16 protein-coding genes are annotated in these 16183 nt (G+C 66.1%); 12 read left to right on the forward strand and 4 right to left on the reverse strand.

Features of this window, described 5'->3' with window-relative positions; all coding sequences use genetic code 11:
* Nucleotides 1-26: 26 nt before the first annotated feature.
* Both IEV83_RS17515 and IEV83_RS17520 read right to left on the reverse strand, forming a co-directional pair.
* Nucleotides 27-404 carry a cell division protein ZapA gene (locus tag IEV83_RS17515; protein WP_181760499.1) on the reverse strand — a complete coding sequence of 126 codons (378 nt, stop codon included), beginning with the start codon at nt 402-404 and terminating at the stop codon, nt 27-29.
* An 8-nt stretch (nt 405-412) separates the two neighbouring features.
* Entirely contained in the window at nt 413-844 is a 432-nt protein-coding gene (locus IEV83_RS17520) for a DUF4164 domain-containing protein (RefSeq protein ID WP_308683743.1), read from the reverse strand.
* 391 nt (nt 845-1235) lie between these two features.
* On the opposite strand from IEV83_RS17520, the gene tkt reads away from it, so the two are divergent.
* The 10 genes from tkt (at nt 1236) to IEV83_RS17570 (ending at nt 12761) form a co-directional block, all read left to right on the forward strand.
* Complete coding sequence (tkt, locus tag IEV83_RS17525; RefSeq protein WP_181760500.1) at nt 1236-3224, forward strand: transketolase; 1989 nt, start codon at nt 1236-1238, stop codon at nt 3222-3224.
* Between the two features lie 113 nt (nt 3225-3337).
* A complete protein-coding gene (gene gap / locus IEV83_RS17530; RefSeq protein WP_181760501.1) occupies nt 3338-4345 on the forward strand; it encodes a type I glyceraldehyde-3-phosphate dehydrogenase in 1008 nt (335 codons plus the stop codon).
* A gap of 134 nt (nt 4346-4479) precedes the next feature.
* Nucleotides 4480-5673, forward strand: coding sequence for a phosphoglycerate kinase (locus IEV83_RS17535; protein ID WP_181760502.1), 1194 nt, complete (start codon nt 4480-4482; stop codon nt 5671-5673).
* Nucleotides 5674-5836: 163 nt separating this feature from the next.
* Nucleotides 5837-6868, forward strand: a complete 1032-nt coding sequence (locus tag IEV83_RS17540) for a class I fructose-bisphosphate aldolase (RefSeq protein WP_181760503.1) — start codon at nt 5837-5839, stop codon at nt 6866-6868.
* Between the two features lie 146 nt (nt 6869-7014).
* Nucleotides 7015-7659, forward strand: coding sequence for a thiamine phosphate synthase (locus tag IEV83_RS17545; RefSeq protein ID WP_181760504.1), 645 nt, complete (start codon nt 7015-7017; stop codon nt 7657-7659).
* A complete protein-coding gene (locus tag IEV83_RS17550; RefSeq protein ID WP_181760505.1) occupies nt 7656-8864 on the forward strand; it encodes a tetratricopeptide repeat protein in 1209 nt (402 codons plus the stop codon). Before IEV83_RS17545 ends, IEV83_RS17550 begins: the two co-directional genes overlap by 4 nt.
* Before the next feature lie 252 nt (nt 8865-9116).
* A complete protein-coding gene (gene efp / locus IEV83_RS17555) occupies nt 9117-9680 on the forward strand; it encodes an elongation factor P (protein ID WP_181760506.1) in 564 nt (187 codons plus the stop codon).
* A gap of 114 nt (nt 9681-9794) precedes the next feature.
* Nucleotides 9795-10589 (forward strand): inositol monophosphatase family protein, encoded by a 795-nt coding sequence (locus IEV83_RS17560; protein ID WP_181760507.1) that lies wholly within the window; start codon nt 9795-9797, stop codon nt 10587-10589.
* A gap of 89 nt (nt 10590-10678) precedes the next feature.
* Entirely contained in the window at nt 10679-11686 is a 1008-nt protein-coding gene (locus tag IEV83_RS17565) for a flagellar motor protein MotA (RefSeq protein ID WP_181760508.1), read from the forward strand.
* 43 nt (nt 11687-11729) lie between these two features.
* Nucleotides 11730-12761, forward strand: a complete 1032-nt coding sequence (locus IEV83_RS17570; protein ID WP_181760509.1) for a peptidoglycan -binding protein — start codon at nt 11730-11732, stop codon at nt 12759-12761.
* A gap of 87 nt (nt 12762-12848) precedes the next feature.
* Here the strand turns inward: IEV83_RS17570 and IEV83_RS17575 are convergent, their stop codons facing one another.
* Both IEV83_RS17575 and IEV83_RS17580 read right to left on the reverse strand, forming a co-directional pair.
* The gene (locus tag IEV83_RS17575) at nt 12849-13577 is read right to left on the reverse strand and encodes a DUF1013 domain-containing protein (protein WP_181760510.1); all 729 of its coding nucleotides are present in this window, start codon (nt 13575-13577) and stop codon (nt 12849-12851) included.
* A 223-nt stretch (nt 13578-13800) separates the two neighbouring features.
* Nucleotides 13801-14808: an NAD(P)H-quinone oxidoreductase gene (locus IEV83_RS17580; protein WP_181760511.1), complete on the reverse strand. Its 1008-nt coding sequence runs from the start codon at nt 14806-14808 to the stop codon at nt 13801-13803.
* Between the two features lie 140 nt (nt 14809-14948).
* Between IEV83_RS17580 and IEV83_RS17585 the strand changes: the two genes are divergently transcribed.
* Both IEV83_RS17585 and rcdA read left to right on the forward strand, forming a co-directional pair.
* Nucleotides 14949-15155, forward strand: coding sequence for a DUF1192 domain-containing protein (locus IEV83_RS17585; protein ID WP_181760512.1), 207 nt, complete (start codon nt 14949-14951; stop codon nt 15153-15155).
* Between the two features lie 418 nt (nt 15156-15573).
* Nucleotides 15574-16116, forward strand: coding sequence for a protease adaptor protein RcdA (gene rcdA, locus IEV83_RS17590; protein WP_181760513.1), 543 nt, complete (start codon nt 15574-15576; stop codon nt 16114-16116).
* Nucleotides 16117-16183: the final 67 nt, after the last annotated feature.

Consider the following 16183-nt stretch of genomic DNA (forward strand, 5'->3'; position numbering starts at 1 on the left):
GCGCGAACCGGCACCGCCAGCGCGCGTCAGTCCTCGTCCGTGCGCCCCGCCCGGCCAAGCCCGTCGGCAAGTGCCTCGATCCGTTCGGCGGCCGCCGCTACTCGTTCGGCGACCAGCGTTTCGGTCTGCTCCACACGGGCCAGCGCCGCACTGCGCGCATCGCGCAGGCCGGCGATTTCCTCTTCCAGCGCCTTGATGCGCCGTTCGCGCTCGGTCAGTTCATCGGTCACCATGATGCCGGCCATCACGGTCAGCCGCAAATCGCCGATCTCGCCGAAACTGCCCCGCAGGCTGTCGATGCAGCCGTCGAAGCGCTGGGCCAGCGCGGTGAGCCGGTCTTCTTCGCCATCGTCGCAGGCCATGCGAAAGCTACGGCCATTGATGGTCACGATGATTTGCGCCATGTCGCCCCTCAGCCGCCGTGCGTTTCCAGAACGGACCGGATCGATTCCATCGCCGAGACCAGCCGGCGCGACACCTCACGGTTGGCGTCCTCCAGCCGCGCCACCCGCGCTTCCGCCGTATCGAGGGTCGCCGCCAGTTGCGACCGGTCCTCGCCCAGCCGCTGCAGCTCGTCCTGCAGACCGTCGACCGACGCATCGGCCTCCAGCCGCCGCTGGGCCGTCGCCTCCAGCCGGCCGATCGCCTGCGACAGCCGCGCCAGTGCGGTCTCCAGCGGAGAGTTCGCCGGGTCCGCAGAGGTATGAGATGCGCCGTCCACCATGTTCTGCAAGTGCTGCCGGATCCCCGCCGGATTGAAGTTGAACTCGTTCAGGCCGCCGTGCCCGGTCCCGCCAGCCCGCGCCGCCAGGGCGGCACGCGCTCCTATGAATAAAGGACGCATGCACCTTTCCTGCAAGGCTCGCAACCGACCGCCCGAGCCAAACCGGAGCCCGGCCCAAGACTTCGCTATAGCATCACATGGCAGCGGAAGCGAGATGGCCGACCGTCAACGATCCACATCCGTCCAGGTCGCAGGTTGGCGCCCACGCCAAAAAGCGCCGTAACCGTATGCCGCAGCGCAACCGGCTTTGTTGACTCGCGCAAGGTTCCTGATATTTGTCGGTCCGCCTCGCCGGGCGGTCGGATTTGCAAGCAGACATGGCGCCGGCATTTACCTTGAGCCGCGCCTGCGCGTGATCACAACGACCGGACCGGGGAGATAGACCGAGCCGGAAACCGAGCCCTGACAGCGTCGCCAGCCGGCGGCCTCAAGAGGGACAAACGGGAATCAGATGAGCGATCTCGAAAAGCACCACCGCATGGCCAATGCGATCCGTTTCCTTGCCGCCGACGCCGTCGAAGCGGCCAAGTCCGGTCATCCCGGCCTGCCGATGGGCGCCGCGGACATCGCGACGGTCCTGTTTACCCAGTTCATGCAGTACGATCCGACGCGGCCGGACTGGCCCGATCGCGACCGCTTCGTGCTGTCCGCCGGCCATGGCTCCATGCTGCTTTATGCCGTGCACTACCTGCTCGGCTCCGAGGACTTCACCCTCGATCAGATCAAGAATTTCCGCCAGCTCGGCGCACTGACCGCCGGCCATCCGGAATACGGCCACGGCGCCGGCATCGAAACCACCACCGGCCCGCTCGGCCAGGGCCTGGCCAACGCGGTCGGCATGGCGATGGCGGAGCGGCACCTGCGCGAGACCTTCGGCGCGGAGCTCGCCGATCACCACACCTATGCGCTGGTCGGCGATGGCTGCCTGATGGAAGGCATCAGCCAGGAAGCCCTGTCGCTCGCCGGTCACCTGAAGCTGTCGCGCCTGATCGTCATCTGGGACGACAACGGCATCTCCATCGACGGCAAGGTGTCGATCACCGATTCGACCAACCAGATCGCCCGCTTCGAGGCCAGCGGTTGGGAAACCGTCTCCATCGACGGCCATGACCCGATCGCCATCGCCAACGCCCTGCGCGCCGCCCGCGAGAGCGACCGTCCGACCCTGATCGCCGCCAAGACCACCATCGGCTTCGGCGCGCCGAACAAGGCCGGCTCGGAAAAGGTGCATGGCGCCCCGCTCGGCGCTGAGGAAATGGCGGCGACCCGCAAGGCGCTCGGCTGGAACCACGAGCCGTTCGACGTGCCCGCCGAGGTGCTCGACAACTGGCGCATCGCCGGTCTGCGCTCCGGCCAGGCGCGCAAGGAATGGGAAAAGCGGCTGGCGGCCGCGGACGCGGAAACCCGCGGCGAGTTCGAACGGCGCATTCGCGGCGACCTGCCCTCCGGTTTCACTGACGCGGTGCAGGCGCTGAAGAAGCAGATCGCCGCCGACAAGCCGGTGATGGCCACCCGCAAGGCCTCCGAATACGTGCTCGGCATGATCAACGAGGCGGTGCCGGAGACCATCGGCGGCTCCGCCGACCTCACCGGATCGAACAACACCCGCACCAAGCAGACCACTGCCATCACGCCGGAAGATTTCACCGGCCGCTATGTCCATTGGGGCATCCGCGAACATGGCATGGCCTCGGCGATGAACGGCATGGCGCTGCATGGCGGCGTGATTCCCTACTCCGGCACCTTCCTGGTGTTCTCCGACTATGCCCGTCCGGCCATGCGCCTTTCGGCCCTGATGCGCCAGCGCGTCATCCATGTGATGACCCATGACAGCATCGGCCTGGGCGAGGACGGTCCGACCCACCAGCCGGTCGAGCATTACGCCGCCCTGCGGGCGATCCCGAACCTCGACTTCTACCGTCCGGCCGATGTCACCGAGACGCTGGAGTGCTGGCAGCTGGCGCTGGAAAGCAGCCAGACGCCGAGCGTTCTGGCGCTGACCCGGCAGAACCTCGCCCCCGTGCGCGAGACCTACGAGGAAGACAACGCCTGTGCCCGTGGCGCCTATGTGCTGGCCGACAGCGAGAACGAGCCGGACGTGACGATCTTCGCCTCCGGCTCCGAGGTCGCCATCGCCCTTGAGGCCCGCGACGTTCTGGAAGGCGACGGCATTGCCACCCGCGTCGTCTCCGTGCCCTGCATGGAGCGGTTCGAGCAGCAGTCCGCCGATTATCAGGCCGACATCATCGGCGGCGGCACCGTCAAGGTTGCGGTCGAGGCCGGAATTCGCATGGGCTGGGATCGCTTTATCGGAAATGATGGTATCTTCATCGGCATGCACAGCTTTGGCGCGAGTGCGCCGTTCGAAGCGCTCTACGAGCACTTTGGCATTACCAGCAAGGCGGTCGTGACCGCGGCGAAGGAGCGTCTGGGACGCTGATTTCAACGGACCGGCCCGCGTCGCCCTGGCGGCGGGCCGGGACTTTTCCAGCCGACCCGTGCCCTGCGGGATCGGAGATGAAGGCGCAAGGCGCCGCATTCGGGGAGTGACACATGACCGTGAAAGTTGCCATCAACGGTTTTGGACGCATTGGCCGCAACGTTCTGCGCGCAATCGCGGAATCCGGACGGACCGATATTCAGGTGGTCGCGATCAACGATCTCGGCCCGGTCGAGACCAATGCCCATCTGCTGCGCTATGATTCCGTGCACGGCCGGTTCCCCGGCACCGTGACGGTCGATGGCGACACCATCGACGTCGGCACCGGTCCGATCAAGGTCACCGCCATCCGCGATCCCAAAGAGCTGCCCTGGGGCGAGCTGGGCGTCGACGTGGCGATGGAATGCACCGGCATCTTCGCAGACCGCGAGAAGGCGTCCGCCCATCTGGCCAACGGGTCCAAGCGGGTTCTGGTCTCCGCCCCGGCCGGCGGTGCGGACAAGACCATCGTCTTCGGCGTCAACCATGACAGCCTGACGAGCGCCGACACGGTCGTCTCCAACGCCTCCTGCACCACCAACTGCCTGGCACCGGTGGCCTATGTGCTGAACGAGGCGATCGGCATCGAAACCGGCTTCATGACGACGATCCACTCGTACACGGGCGACCAGCCGACGCTGGACACCATGCACAAGGATCTCTACCGCGCCCGCGCGGCGGCCCTGTCGATGATCCCGACCTCGACCGGTGCGGCCAAGGCCGTGGGCCTGGTGCTGCCGGAGCTCAACGGCAAGCTGGACGGCGTCGCCATCCGCGTTCCCACGCCGAATGTCTCCGTGGTCGACCTGACCTTCACCGCCAGCCGCGCCACCAGCGTGGAAGAAGTCAACGAGGCGATCCGCAGCGCCGCCAACGGCAAGCTGAAGGGCATCCTCGGCTTCACCGACGACAAGCTGGTCTCCTGCGACTTCAACCATGACAGCCATTCGTCCGTGTTCCACATGGACCAGACCAAGGTCATGGACGGCACCATGGTGCGCATCCTCACCTGGTACGACAACGAATGGGGCTTCTCCAACCGCATGTCCGACACGGCGGTCGCTCTGGCGAAGCACATCTGACGCGCAAAATTCGGCGCCGGGCGGGGCACGAAGCCCGTCCCGGCGCCGCATTGCCCCCTGCCGGAAACCCGCTTTCCGGTTTGGCCGCGCCCTCCCGGACGCGGCCCTTTCCAGATCATGGTCGAGGACCCTAGATGAGCGATTTCCGAACCCTTGACGATGCCGATCTTGCCGGCAAGCGCGTGCTGGTGCGCGTTGATCTCAACGTACCGATGGACGGCAACCGGGTAACGGATACGACCCGCATCGACCGGGTGCTGCCGACCCTCAACCAGATCTCCGAGAAAGGCGGGCGGGTGATCCTGCTGGCCCATTTCGGCCGTCCCAAGGGCGCGGTCATGCCGGATATGAGCCTGGCCCCGGTCGCCGCCGCGCTGACCGAACGGCTGGGCAAGCCGGTTGCCTTCGCCGCCGACTGCATTGGCGACGTCGCCCGCACGGTGGTCGACGCGCTGCATGACGGCGACATCGCCCTTCTGGAGAACACCCGGTTCCATGCCGGCGAGGAAAAGAACGACGCCGGCTTCGCCGATGCACTCGCCGAGCTGGGCGACGTCTATGTCAACGATGCCTTTTCCGCCGCCCACCGCGCCCATGCCTCGACCGAAGGGCTCGCCCATCGCCTGCCGGCCTATGCCGGCCGCACCATGCAGGCGGAGCTGGAAGCCCTCGGCAAGGCCCTGACCGCGCCGACCCGGCCGGTGCTTGCGGTCGTCGGCGGTGCCAAGGTCTCCTCCAAGATCGAGCTTTTGAACAACCTCGTCGGCAAGGTCGACATGCTGGTGATCGGTGGCGGCATGGCCAACACCTTCCTCGCCGCCAAGGGCATCGACGTCGGCACGTCCCTGTGCGAACACGATCTGGCCGAGACCGCGCGGACCATCATGGCCACGGCGCAGGCCTCCGGCTGCGAGATCGTGCTGCCGCTCGATGCGGTGGTCGCGCAGGAATTCAAGGCTGGCGCCAGCAACGAGACCGTTGCGATCGACGCCGTGCCGGCCTCGGGCATGATTCTCGACCTTGGCCCGGCCTCGGTCGAACTGATCAAGACCAAGATCGACGCCGCCGCCACCCTGGTGTGGAACGGCCCGCTCGGCGCCTTCGAAATCACCCCCTTCGATGTGGCGACGGTCACTGCCGCGCGCTATGCCGCGGCCCGCACCGAGAACGGCCCGCTGATCTCCGTTGCCGGTGGCGGCGACACGGTGGCCGCGCTCAACCATGCCGGCGTCGGAGATGCGTTCTCCTATGTCTCCACCGCCGGCGGCGCCTTCCTGGAATGGATGGAAGGCAAGGTGCTACCGGGCGTGGCGGCACTGAGCAAATAGGTTCGGGAGCGATCCCGACCCGTCGTGCCAGCCCGAGAACGGGATGGGCGACCTTAGAGTTTTGAACCCGGGGAGCGGGCCCGTGCTTTCGGGCATCCGGGCCTTGCTCCCGACCAGCCGCCGGACTTGCGCGGCGCTGCGATGACAGGAAAGAAGAGATCCGATGAGTGAGCGTCTCGAAGATATCGCCGAAGCCATGGTTGCCACGGGCCAGGGCATTCTTGCGGCCGACGAAAGCACCGGCACCATCAAGAAGCGGTTCGATCAGATCGGCACCGAGAACACCGAGGACAACCGCCGCGACTACCGCGAGATGCTGTTCCGCAGCACCGAGGCGATGAACTACTACATCTCCGGCGTGATCCTGTTCGACGAGACCATCCGCCAGAAGGCCGCCGACGGCACCCCGCTGGTGGAGCTGATCCGCAAAGCCGGCGCCGTGCCCGGCATCAAGGTCGACAAGGGCGCCAAGCCGCTCGCCGGTTTCCCAGGCGAGACCGTGACCGAAGGCCTCGACGGCCTGCGCGAGCGCCTGGCCGAGTATTACGAGCTGGGCGCGCGCTTCGCCAAGTGGCGGGCGGTGATCGACATTTCCGAGGACGACGGTCTGCCCTCGAGCACCTGCATCCAGGCCAATGCCCATGCGCTGGCCCGCTATGCCGCGCTCTGCCAGGAAGCCGGCATCGTGCCGATCGTTGAGCCGGAAATCCTGATGGACGGCCCGACCGCCGCCCATGACATCGAGACCTGCTACGAAGTCACCGAGTGGACCCTGAACACGGTGTTCTCCGAGCTGTTCCAGATGGACGTCATGCTGGAAGGCATCGTCCTGAAGCCGAACATGATCGTTCCGGGCAAGAACGCACCGATCCAGGCAGCCCCCGAAGAGGTCGCGGAACTGACCCTGCGCTGCCTGAAGGCAACGGTGCCGGCGGCGGTTCCGGGCATCGCCTTCCTGTCGGGCGGACAGTCGGACGAACTGGCCACCGAGCATCTGCACCTGATGAACGCGGCCGGCTCGCTGCCGTGGAAGCTGACCTTCTCCTATGGCCGCGCCCTGCAGCAGGCAGCGCTCAAGGCCTGGGGTGGCAAGCCGGAGAACGTGGCCGCCGCGCAGGCCGCCTTCCTGCACCGCGCGAAGATGAACGGTCTGGCCGCCAAGGGCGAATGGCAGAAGGCGCTGGAAAGCGCCTGACCCGATCCGCACCGGCCCCGTCCGGTGCGTCGCGCGAACCTAGAGGGGCCTTTCGGCCCCTCTTTTGCCGTGATCACGGGATCATTCTGGTGAAAAGGCGCCAGCCGCCAGCCACCTTGACGATCCGAACCTGAAGGGCCACCGCCTTGACCCCGCGTCTCTACCTCGTCACCCCCGCCGATCTGGATATCGACAGCTTCGCGGACCGGCTTGCCAACGCGCTGTCGGGCGGCGATGTGGCCTGCCTGCTCGTCACCGATGAGGGCCGGGGCGAGGCCGCCAGCCAGAAACTGGTCGAACGCCTCGTGCCGATCGCCCAGGCCGCCGGGACGGCCGTTCTCTTGCAGAACGACACCCGCACCGCCGGGCGCTGCCGGGCCGATGGCGTGCATGTCGACAGCGGCACGGAGGATCTGGCACGGGCGCTGGAGACCTTCCGCCCCGATGGCATCGTCGGCGTCGGCGATCTGCGCACCCGGCACGACGCCATGAGCGTTGCCGAACTCGGGGTCGACTACGTCTTCTTCGGCCTGCTCGACCAGTCGGAAGAGCCGGAAGCCCACGCCAAGACCCTGAAATTCGCCGCCTGGTGGGCGGAGGTGTTCGAGACCCCTTGCGTCGCTCTTGCCGGCGCCAGCATGGACAGTGTCGAGGCCTGCGCCGCCACCGGCGCCGATTTCGTTGCCCTGCGCGGCGCGGTCTGGAATCATCCGGAAGGGCCGGCGGCGGCCGTGAACGCGGCCAATGCGATTCTCGCCCGCCATTCCCTTTCGGTCGCGGAGGATGGATGAGCGTCCCGACAGCCAGTTCCCGGTTACTCGCGGCAACCTTTGCCGCCGCCACTTTGATCGGCGCGGCAACGCTCGCCCGCGCCGAGGAGACGCCTGCCTCCCCCGCCCCTTCCGAGACGGCCCCCGCCCCGGCGCCCCCCTCTTCATCTGAAAGCCCCGCCGCGCAGGAGAGCGCTCCGGCCATTGCCATTCCCGACGTTCCCGCGGAAGCCACGGCAACGCCCGTGCGGCGCCGGGACAGCACTTTGGCCGCCCCCAGCCCGGCGGAGGCCGCAACGCCGGTCCTGACGCCGCCGGTCAGCCAGAAGCCGCCCCTGCCCCTTCAGGTCCAGGGCGAGGATGCCGATTACGCCTATGGCGCCTTCCAGCGCGGCTGGTACCTGACGGCGCTGGCGCTCGCGACACCCCGTGCCGAACAGGGCGATTCCGCCGCCCAGACCCTGCTTGGCGTGCTTTATGAGACTGGCCACGGCCTGCCGCGCGATGCCCGCAAGGCCGCGAGCTGGTACGATCTTGCCGTTTCCTCCGGCAACAAGCAGGCGGCAGGGCGCCTCGGCCTTCTCTATCTCAACGGGATCGGGGTGCCTGAGGACCGGAAAAAGGCCGGCGATCTGTTCGAAATCGCCGCCGAGGCGGATATCGCCGCTGCGATCTACAATCTTGCCGGCCTCTACCAGACCGGCGAAGGCCGCCCCTATGACCCGGAAAAGGCCCGCGACCTTCTGGAAAAGGCTGCCGATCTCGGCGACATCGACGCCCGCTTCCAGCTCGCCCAGTTCTATCTCGACGGCCCCGCCGATCTCCGCGACGAACGGCGCGCCGCGTTCTGGATGGGCCGCGCCGCCCGTCAGGGCCATGTCGGCGCCCAGGTGCGCTACGCGATCCTGCGCTTCAACGGTCGCGGCGTCGATCCCAATGAGCAGGAAGCGGCCAACTGGTTCGAACAGGCCGCGAAAGCCGGCAACCCGGTGGCCATGAACCGGCTGGCCCGGGTCTATGCCTATGGCCGGGGCCGGGACCGCGATGTGGAGAAGGCCGCCGGCTGGCATCTGGCGGCACGCGCCTCGGGCATTTCCGATCTGGAACTCGACGGCATCCTGTCCGGTCTCGAACCGGCACAGCGGACCAAGGCGGAGGACTTCGCCAAGGCCTATGCGCCAGCGATACCGGAACCGGAAGAGGATCCGACCGAAACGACCCCTTAGGGGCAGTTTCAGGCCCCGGGCAGACGCCCTTTGCGACCTTTTTGCTTGATTGGCGCGGGGAAGTGTGGTGGACAAACCGCGCACCGGCGGCGCGCCGCGCACCGGCCCGGACCATCGCCCATGCCGTTTCGCGCTGACGCTGAGCCCCGGGCGGGCAGGACCATGACGATCCCCCGCGCCCACCACAGATCATGGCCCGCTCCTGCGCCAGTTGACGCAACCGGGCGGACAGACCGAAAACGAGACCGACCCATGAAGATCAACGGCAACGAAATCAAGCCCGGCAACGTATTGCAGCACCAGGACACCCTTTGGGCGGTGGTCAAGGTCGAGCACGTCAAGCCGGGCAAGGGTGGCGCCTTCGCCCAGGTGGAGATGAAGAACCTGCTCGATGGCCGCAAGCTCAACGAGCGCTTCCGCTCCGCCGACAAGGTCGAGCGCGTGCGGCTGGAGCAGAAGGACTTCCAGTACCTCTATCCCCAGGACGACATGCTCGTCTTCATGGATACCGAAAGCTACGAGCAGATCGAGCTGCAGGCCGAATTCGTCGGCGAGCGCGCCGCCTTCCTTCAGGACGGCATGATGGTGACCCTGGAGATGCATGAGGAACGGCCGATCGGCATCACCCTGCCCCAGTTCGTCACGCTGGAAATCACCGAGGCGGATGCGGTGGTCAAGGGCCAGACCCAGTCTTCCTCCTACAAGCCGGCAATGCTGGAAAATGGCGTCCGCGTCATGGTGCCGCCGTTCATCACCGCCGGCGAGCGCATCGTCGTCGACACCAGCCTCGTCGAGTACGTCCGCCGCGCCGACTGACGCTTTCCGTGCCGGGCCCGTCCCGGCCACCTCCCCGGACCAACATCCCCGGACCGCCCGCCTTGCCACAGCCGGTGAGACGCGGGCCGGTCCGGCCAACGCTCAGGAGCCGTCATGGCCCGTTCCGCCATTCTCAACGTCATGGTCCAGGCTGCCATCAAGGCCGGACGCAGCCTCGCCCGCGATTTCGGCGAGGTCGAAAACCTTCAGGTCTCGCGCAAGGGGCCGAGCGATTTCGTCTCCGCCGCCGATCACAACGCGGAAAAGATCGTGCGCACCGAGCTGCAGAAGGCCCGTCCTGGCTACGGCCTGCTGATGGAGGAATCGGGCACCATCGAAGGTGACGACCCGCAGCACCGCTGGATTGTCGATCCGCTCGACGGCACCACCAACTTCCTGCACGGCATTCCGATCTTCAACGTGTCGATCGCGCTGGAGCGCGAGGGCACCATCGTCGCCGGCGTGATCTACAATCCGGCCATGGACGAGCTCTACACTGCCGAACGCGGCCAGGGCGCGTTCCTCAACGACCGCCGCCTGCGCGTCGCCGCCCGCAAGTCGCTGCCCGATTGCGTCATCGGCACCGGCATTCCCTTCCTCGGCGTTGGCGATCACGCCCGCTCCCTGAAGGAAATCCGCCATGTGATGGGCGAGGTTGCCGGTCTGCGCCGCTGCGGCGCCGCCGCGCTCGATCTCGCCTGGACCGCTGCCGGGCGTTTCGACGGCTACTGGGAGCATGGCCTGTCCCCCTGGGACATGGCGGCCGGGCTCTTGATGGTGCGCGAGGCCGGCGGCTACGTCAGCGATATCAACGGTGGCAACAACATGTTCGAAAGCCGCTCGATTGTCGCCGGCAACGAGCAGATTCACGGACAATTGCGCAAGCTGCTGGCCAACGCCCGCGGCTGAGCGCGTTCTCGGACAGAATTACGGCTTTTCACGCGGCGGGCATTCACGCTATCAAAGGCTCGTCTTCAACGGGGAGTCGAGAAGCGGACATGGCGCGTGCGTATGATCCTTACAGCCTGTCCAGCCCCTGGGTCTATCTGATCCGGATGATGATCTTTCTGGCGGTGGTGGCGTTCGTTGCGCTGATCCTCTACCGCCAGATCGCCACCGCCTTCATGAGCAATCCCGGCCTCAACGGCCTGATCATCGCCACCGGCGTGATCGGCATCCTGCTGGCGATCCGCCAGGTGATCCGGCTGATGCCGGAGGTCGGCTGGGTCAATGGCTACCGGCTGGGCGATCCCGGGCTGGAGGTCCGCCGTCCGCCGGTTCTGCTGGCGCCGATGGCCACGCTGCTCGGCAATCGCGGCGGCGAGATGAGCCTGTCGCCGGTCACCATGCGCTCGATCCTCGATTCGATTGGCATGCGCCTCGACGAAGCGCGCGAAATGGCGCGCTATCTCACCGGCCTTCTGGTGTTCCTCGGCCTGCTCGGCACTTTCTGGGGCCTGCTTCAGACCGTCGGGTCGGTCAACCTGACCATCCAGAGCCTCGACGTCGGCTCCGGCGACGCCAATGTGATCTTTGAAGATCTGAAGGCCGGCCTGGAAGCGCCGCTCTCCGGCATGGGCACGGCCTTTTCCTCCTCCCTGTTCGGCCTGACCGGATCCCTGGTGCTTGGGTTTCTCGACCTTCAGGCGGGACAGGCCCAGAACCGGTTCTACAACGAGTTGGAAGACTGGCTCTCCACCCTGACCGACATCGAACCGGAAGAGTTCGGCGGCGGCGGGTATGGCGGCGTTTCCGAACTGCGGCTGGCCATCGACGACCTGCGCAAGAGCGTCGCCGATACCGGCGGTGGCGGTGCCGGGCCCAATGCCGCGCTGGCAATGGCCAATCTCGCCGAAGGCATTCAGGGCCTGGTGCAGCATGTGCGCAGCGAACAGCAGATGATGCGGGACTGGGCCGACGACCAGTCGGAGCAGCAAAAGCGCATCGAAAAGCTGCTTGCCTCCATGTCCACCGCCTTCGACCGGATCAGGGACGAAACCCGATGATCCGCCGCCCATTCACCCCCGCAGCCCGGAAGGCGGTCTAGCCATGGCCGGAACGCGGCTGCGCCGGCGGGATGCCCGCACCGATTATTGGCCCGGCTTCGTCGATGCGATGGCCGCGCTGCTGCTGGTCATCATCTTCCTGCTGACGATTTTCGTGCTGGCGCAGTTCTTTCTCGGCCAGCAGCTGTCCGGTCGCGACACGGTTCTCAATCGCCTCAACGCCCAGATCAGCGAGCTGACCGAGTTGCTGGCGCTGGAGCGGGCCGGAACCCGCGATCTTCAGGACACAATCGCCACCCTGACCGCCAATCTCGGCGATGCGGAGGCCGAACGCGAGCGGCTCGCCGGCCTGCTCGCCGCTTCCTCGTCCAGAGCCAGCGAGACCAGCGGCGCGCTGGCCGCCCTTGAAAGCAGCCTCGATGACGAGCGGCGCATCTCCCAGCGCGCCCTGTCACAGGTCGAATTGCTGAACCAGCAGATCGCCGCCTTGCGCCGACAGATCGGCGCGCTGGAAGACGCGCTCGACGCCTCGGAAAACCGAGACCGGGAGAGCCAGGCGAAGATCGCCGACCTCGGACGACGGCTCAATGTCGCTCTTGCCCAGCGGGTGCAGGAGCTGTCCCGCTACCGCTCCGACTTCTTCGGCCGGCTGCGCGAGATCCTGTCCCAACGCTCCGATATCCGCGTCGTCGGCGACCGCTTCGTGTTTCAGTCCGAAGTGCTGTTCTCCTCCGGCGCGGACACCATCAACCCGGAAGGTGAGGCCGAACTGGACAAGCTCGCTGAGGCGATCAAGGAACTGGCGGTACAGATCCCGGCGGAAATCAACTGGGTGCTCAGGGTCGACGGCCACACCGATGCCCAGCCGCTTTCCGGAACGGGCCGTTTTCGCAACAACTGGGAGCTGTCCGCCGCCCGCGCCATTTCCGTTGTGCGCTACCTGATCAGCCAGGGCGTCGATCCGGAACGCCTGGTGGCCGCCGGCTTCGGCGAATACCAGCCGCTGGAGTCCGGCGACGACCCGCAGGCGCTGGCCCGCAACCGGCGCATCGAGCTGAAACTCACCGAGCGATAAGCCCCACGCGACGGCCCATGAAAAACCGCCCGGCGCAGGTGCCCCGGGCGGCTGTATCCTAGAATTCGTCAACGACAAGAGCCGGGATCAATCCTCGTCCTGATCCTTGTCGGCGGAAGCATTTTTCATCGAATTCAGCTTGGCGAACACCGCCTCGGCATCGATTTCCTCGTCTTCCGGCTGGCTCGACGGAGCGGGGCGGGCAAAAGCCGCGGCCATCGCGTCTTCCGATGTCGTCTCGTCCACCGGCAGCAGGGTCTCCTCGACCATCTCGCCCTCGGGCCGTGGTGGGGCGTTCTTCGCCGCCTTTTCCACTTCCATGTCGAGTTCGATCTGGCTGCAGAGGCCGAGCGTCACCGGATCCATCGGCGTCAGGTTGGCCGAGTTCCAGTGGGTGCGCTCGCGGATCGCCTCGATCGTCGGCTTGGTCGTGCCGACCAGCCGCATGATCTGCGCATCCTTCAGCTCCGGATGGTTGCGCACCAGCCACAGGATCGCGTTCGGCCGGTCCTGCCGCCGCGAGACCGGCGTGTAGCGCGGGCCGCGCCGCTTGGCCTCCGGAACCCGGGTCTTGGCTTCCTGCAGCTTGAGCCGGTAGCCGCTGTCGCGCTGCGCCTTTTCGATTTCCTCGCGGCTGAGCTGTCCGCTCATCACCGGATCAAGGCCTTTGATTCCCTGAGCCGCCTCGCCGTCTGCGATCGCCTTCACCTCAAGCGGGTGAAGTTTGCAGAAATCGGCAATCTGCTCGAAGCTCAGCGCAGTATTGTCCACGAGCCAGACAGCCGTTGCCTTGGGCATCAAGGGAGGGCTTGCCATGTATAAAATCCTCCTGTCTGCTCCGCCGGGATCCACGCCATTCGCGCAGGAGCCAGCCAAGCCGAAGTCTGTCGCATTTAAGGGGAAGTGCCAAGCTTATACGCCCTTCCCGGCTTGAAATCAAACACCGATCGCAACGGGCCGCGCCCCAGGGTCACATCCCGCTTCCGCAGGGAAGAATTTGCCATTCCCCTGCGGCAGCGAGCGCCCGCGCGCGAGCGGCTCAGGCCTCGGCGACCTCAAGCACGATCTTGCCGATATGGCCGGAGCTTTCCATGCGCGCATGTGCCTTGGCCGCCTCAGACAGACGAAAGGTGGAATCCATCACCGGCCGCACCTGGCCCGCCTCGATCAGCGGCCAGACCTTTTGCCGGAGCGCGCTGGCAATCGCCGCCTTGAAGCCCGCATCGCGCGCCCGCAAGGTGGAGCCGGTGTGGACCAGCCGCTTCATCATCAGGCGGGAGAAATTGACCTGTTCGGCAACGCCGTTCAACGTGGCGATCTGGCAAATCCGCCCCTCAACCGCAGCCACCTTCCAGTTCCGCTCCACATAGTCGCCGCCGACCATGTCGAGAATGACATGGATACCGCTCCCCGCCGTCAGGTTCTGGATCTCGGTCACGAAATCGGTGGTGTTGTAGTTGATCACATGATCGGCGCCGAGCGCGCGCGCGGCCTCCGCCTTCTCCGGCGAACCGACCGTGGTGAACACTTCGGCGCCGAAGGCCTTGGCAAGCTGGATCGCCGTCGTGCCGATGCCCGAGGTGCCGCCATGCACCAGGAAGCGCTCACCAGCGACGAGCCGCACCCGGTCGAACACGTTGCTCCAGACGGTGAAGAAGGTCTCCGGAAGGGCCGCCGCCTCGACCATCGACAGACCGGCGGGCACCGGCAGAACCGATCCTTCAGGGGCCGCGCAATACTCCGCGTAGCCGCCGCCGGGCACCAGGGCGCAGACCCGATCGCCGACCGCATGGCCCGACACGCCATGGCCGAGCGCGACGATCTCGCCGGCGATCTCGAGCCCCGGAATATCCGTCACCCCCGGGGGCGGCGGATAATGGCCCATCCGCTGGATCACATCCGGCCGGTTGACCCCGGCGGCGATGACGCGAATCAGAACCTCGCCCTCGGCAGGCGCCGGCACCGGCCGCTGCTGCGGCGCCAGCACATCCGGTCCCCCGGGCGTCTCGTAGCCAATCGCGGTCATCATGCGCGGTGTGTCGGTCATCGAATTCTCCCAAAGGTCAGGCTGACTGCATCGTCTCCCGGTTTAAGCGCTTGCCCCGACGATGACAATTGACCGTACCGGGCCGTAGCTGACATTCTCGCTGCCAAGAGGAATGACCAAGGAAGGCACTGGAGCGCACCATGGCGGCACAGGACGACGACATTTTTCCGGCCCGTTCCACCGGCGACCTTCCGCTCGGCGGCGATCTCTCCCGGCTGTCGGAGGATGAGCTGAAGGAGCGGATCGACACCCTCACGGCGGAGATCGCCCGGGTCGAAGCGGCGCTGGCATCGCGCGGCGGCGTGCGAGCGGCAGCGGATGCGATGTTTCGCAAGAAAGACAACTGACACTTGCTCGGAATTTACTGCATGAATTTCTTGAAACGACAGAGGGTGACCCAAAACAGGTCATTCAAATTTTATTAATTTACTATTTGTTAAGCTTTCTAATTCATAACTGTGGGTATCCAGTCATCTGGATTTCGAGTGGCTCCTGTCCACTCTGTTTGACGCCTCCCTGTTAATGACTTCGAGCCGCGTTCGTCGCGGCTCTTTTTTTGTGCTCCGCTTCGGTGTATTCCGGAGGGAAGACAGAATACCAGGGCGCCCTTTTGGCACGGCGCTTGCGTGGCTGCCGTCGACGCAATCGCAGACGGCTCAAATCGGGACACTCCTGCCTCGACGCCCCCAAAAGGGGCAAGACATCCGAGGCAACCCAACCCGGTCACCATGCGCCGCAACAACGCCCAGAAGGAGGCAGAGGCCGATGACAACCCCGTTCTCGCCAACACCGAGCAATCGCACCATCGACTTCGCTGGTCGCCTCGCCAATTCGGACATGTTCGACGCGCTGTTTCACGATGGCATGGCCCTGGTGGAGGAAACCGCCGCCTATCTGGACGGTGACGGCCGGGTGGAATCGAAATCCCTGCCCCGCGCCCCGTCGCTGGCCTATGCAACCGAATCCATGCGGCTGACCACCCGGCTGATGCAGATGGCCTCCTGGCTTTTGCTGCAACGCGCTGTCAACGAAGGCGAAATGTCGCCCGAGCAAGCCGGAAACGAGAAGAACAAGGTACGGCTCGACACCCTGTCCTCGACCCGTGACGGCACCGGCTGGGATCAGCTTCCCGAGCGCCTGCGCAGCCTGATCGACCGGTCGGTGCGGCTTCAGGAGCGGGTGCTTCATCTCGACCGGATGATCCACGAGAGCGACCGCGACGACATGCAGATGCCCGCCGGCGGCAACCCGGTCGCGGCTCAGCTCAGCGCCCTCAGCGCCGCTTTCGGCTCAGGCAACCTGTCCTGACCCCCTCTCCCGGTTCCGGCGCGGCCCCGCCGCGCCAGAGAGCAACAACCAGACACGAAAAAACCCC

Origin of the sequence: Stappia taiwanensis, from assembly GCF_014635285.1 — a bacterium.
Taxonomy (GTDB): Bacteria; Pseudomonadota; Alphaproteobacteria; order Rhizobiales; family Stappiaceae; genus Stappia; species Stappia taiwanensis.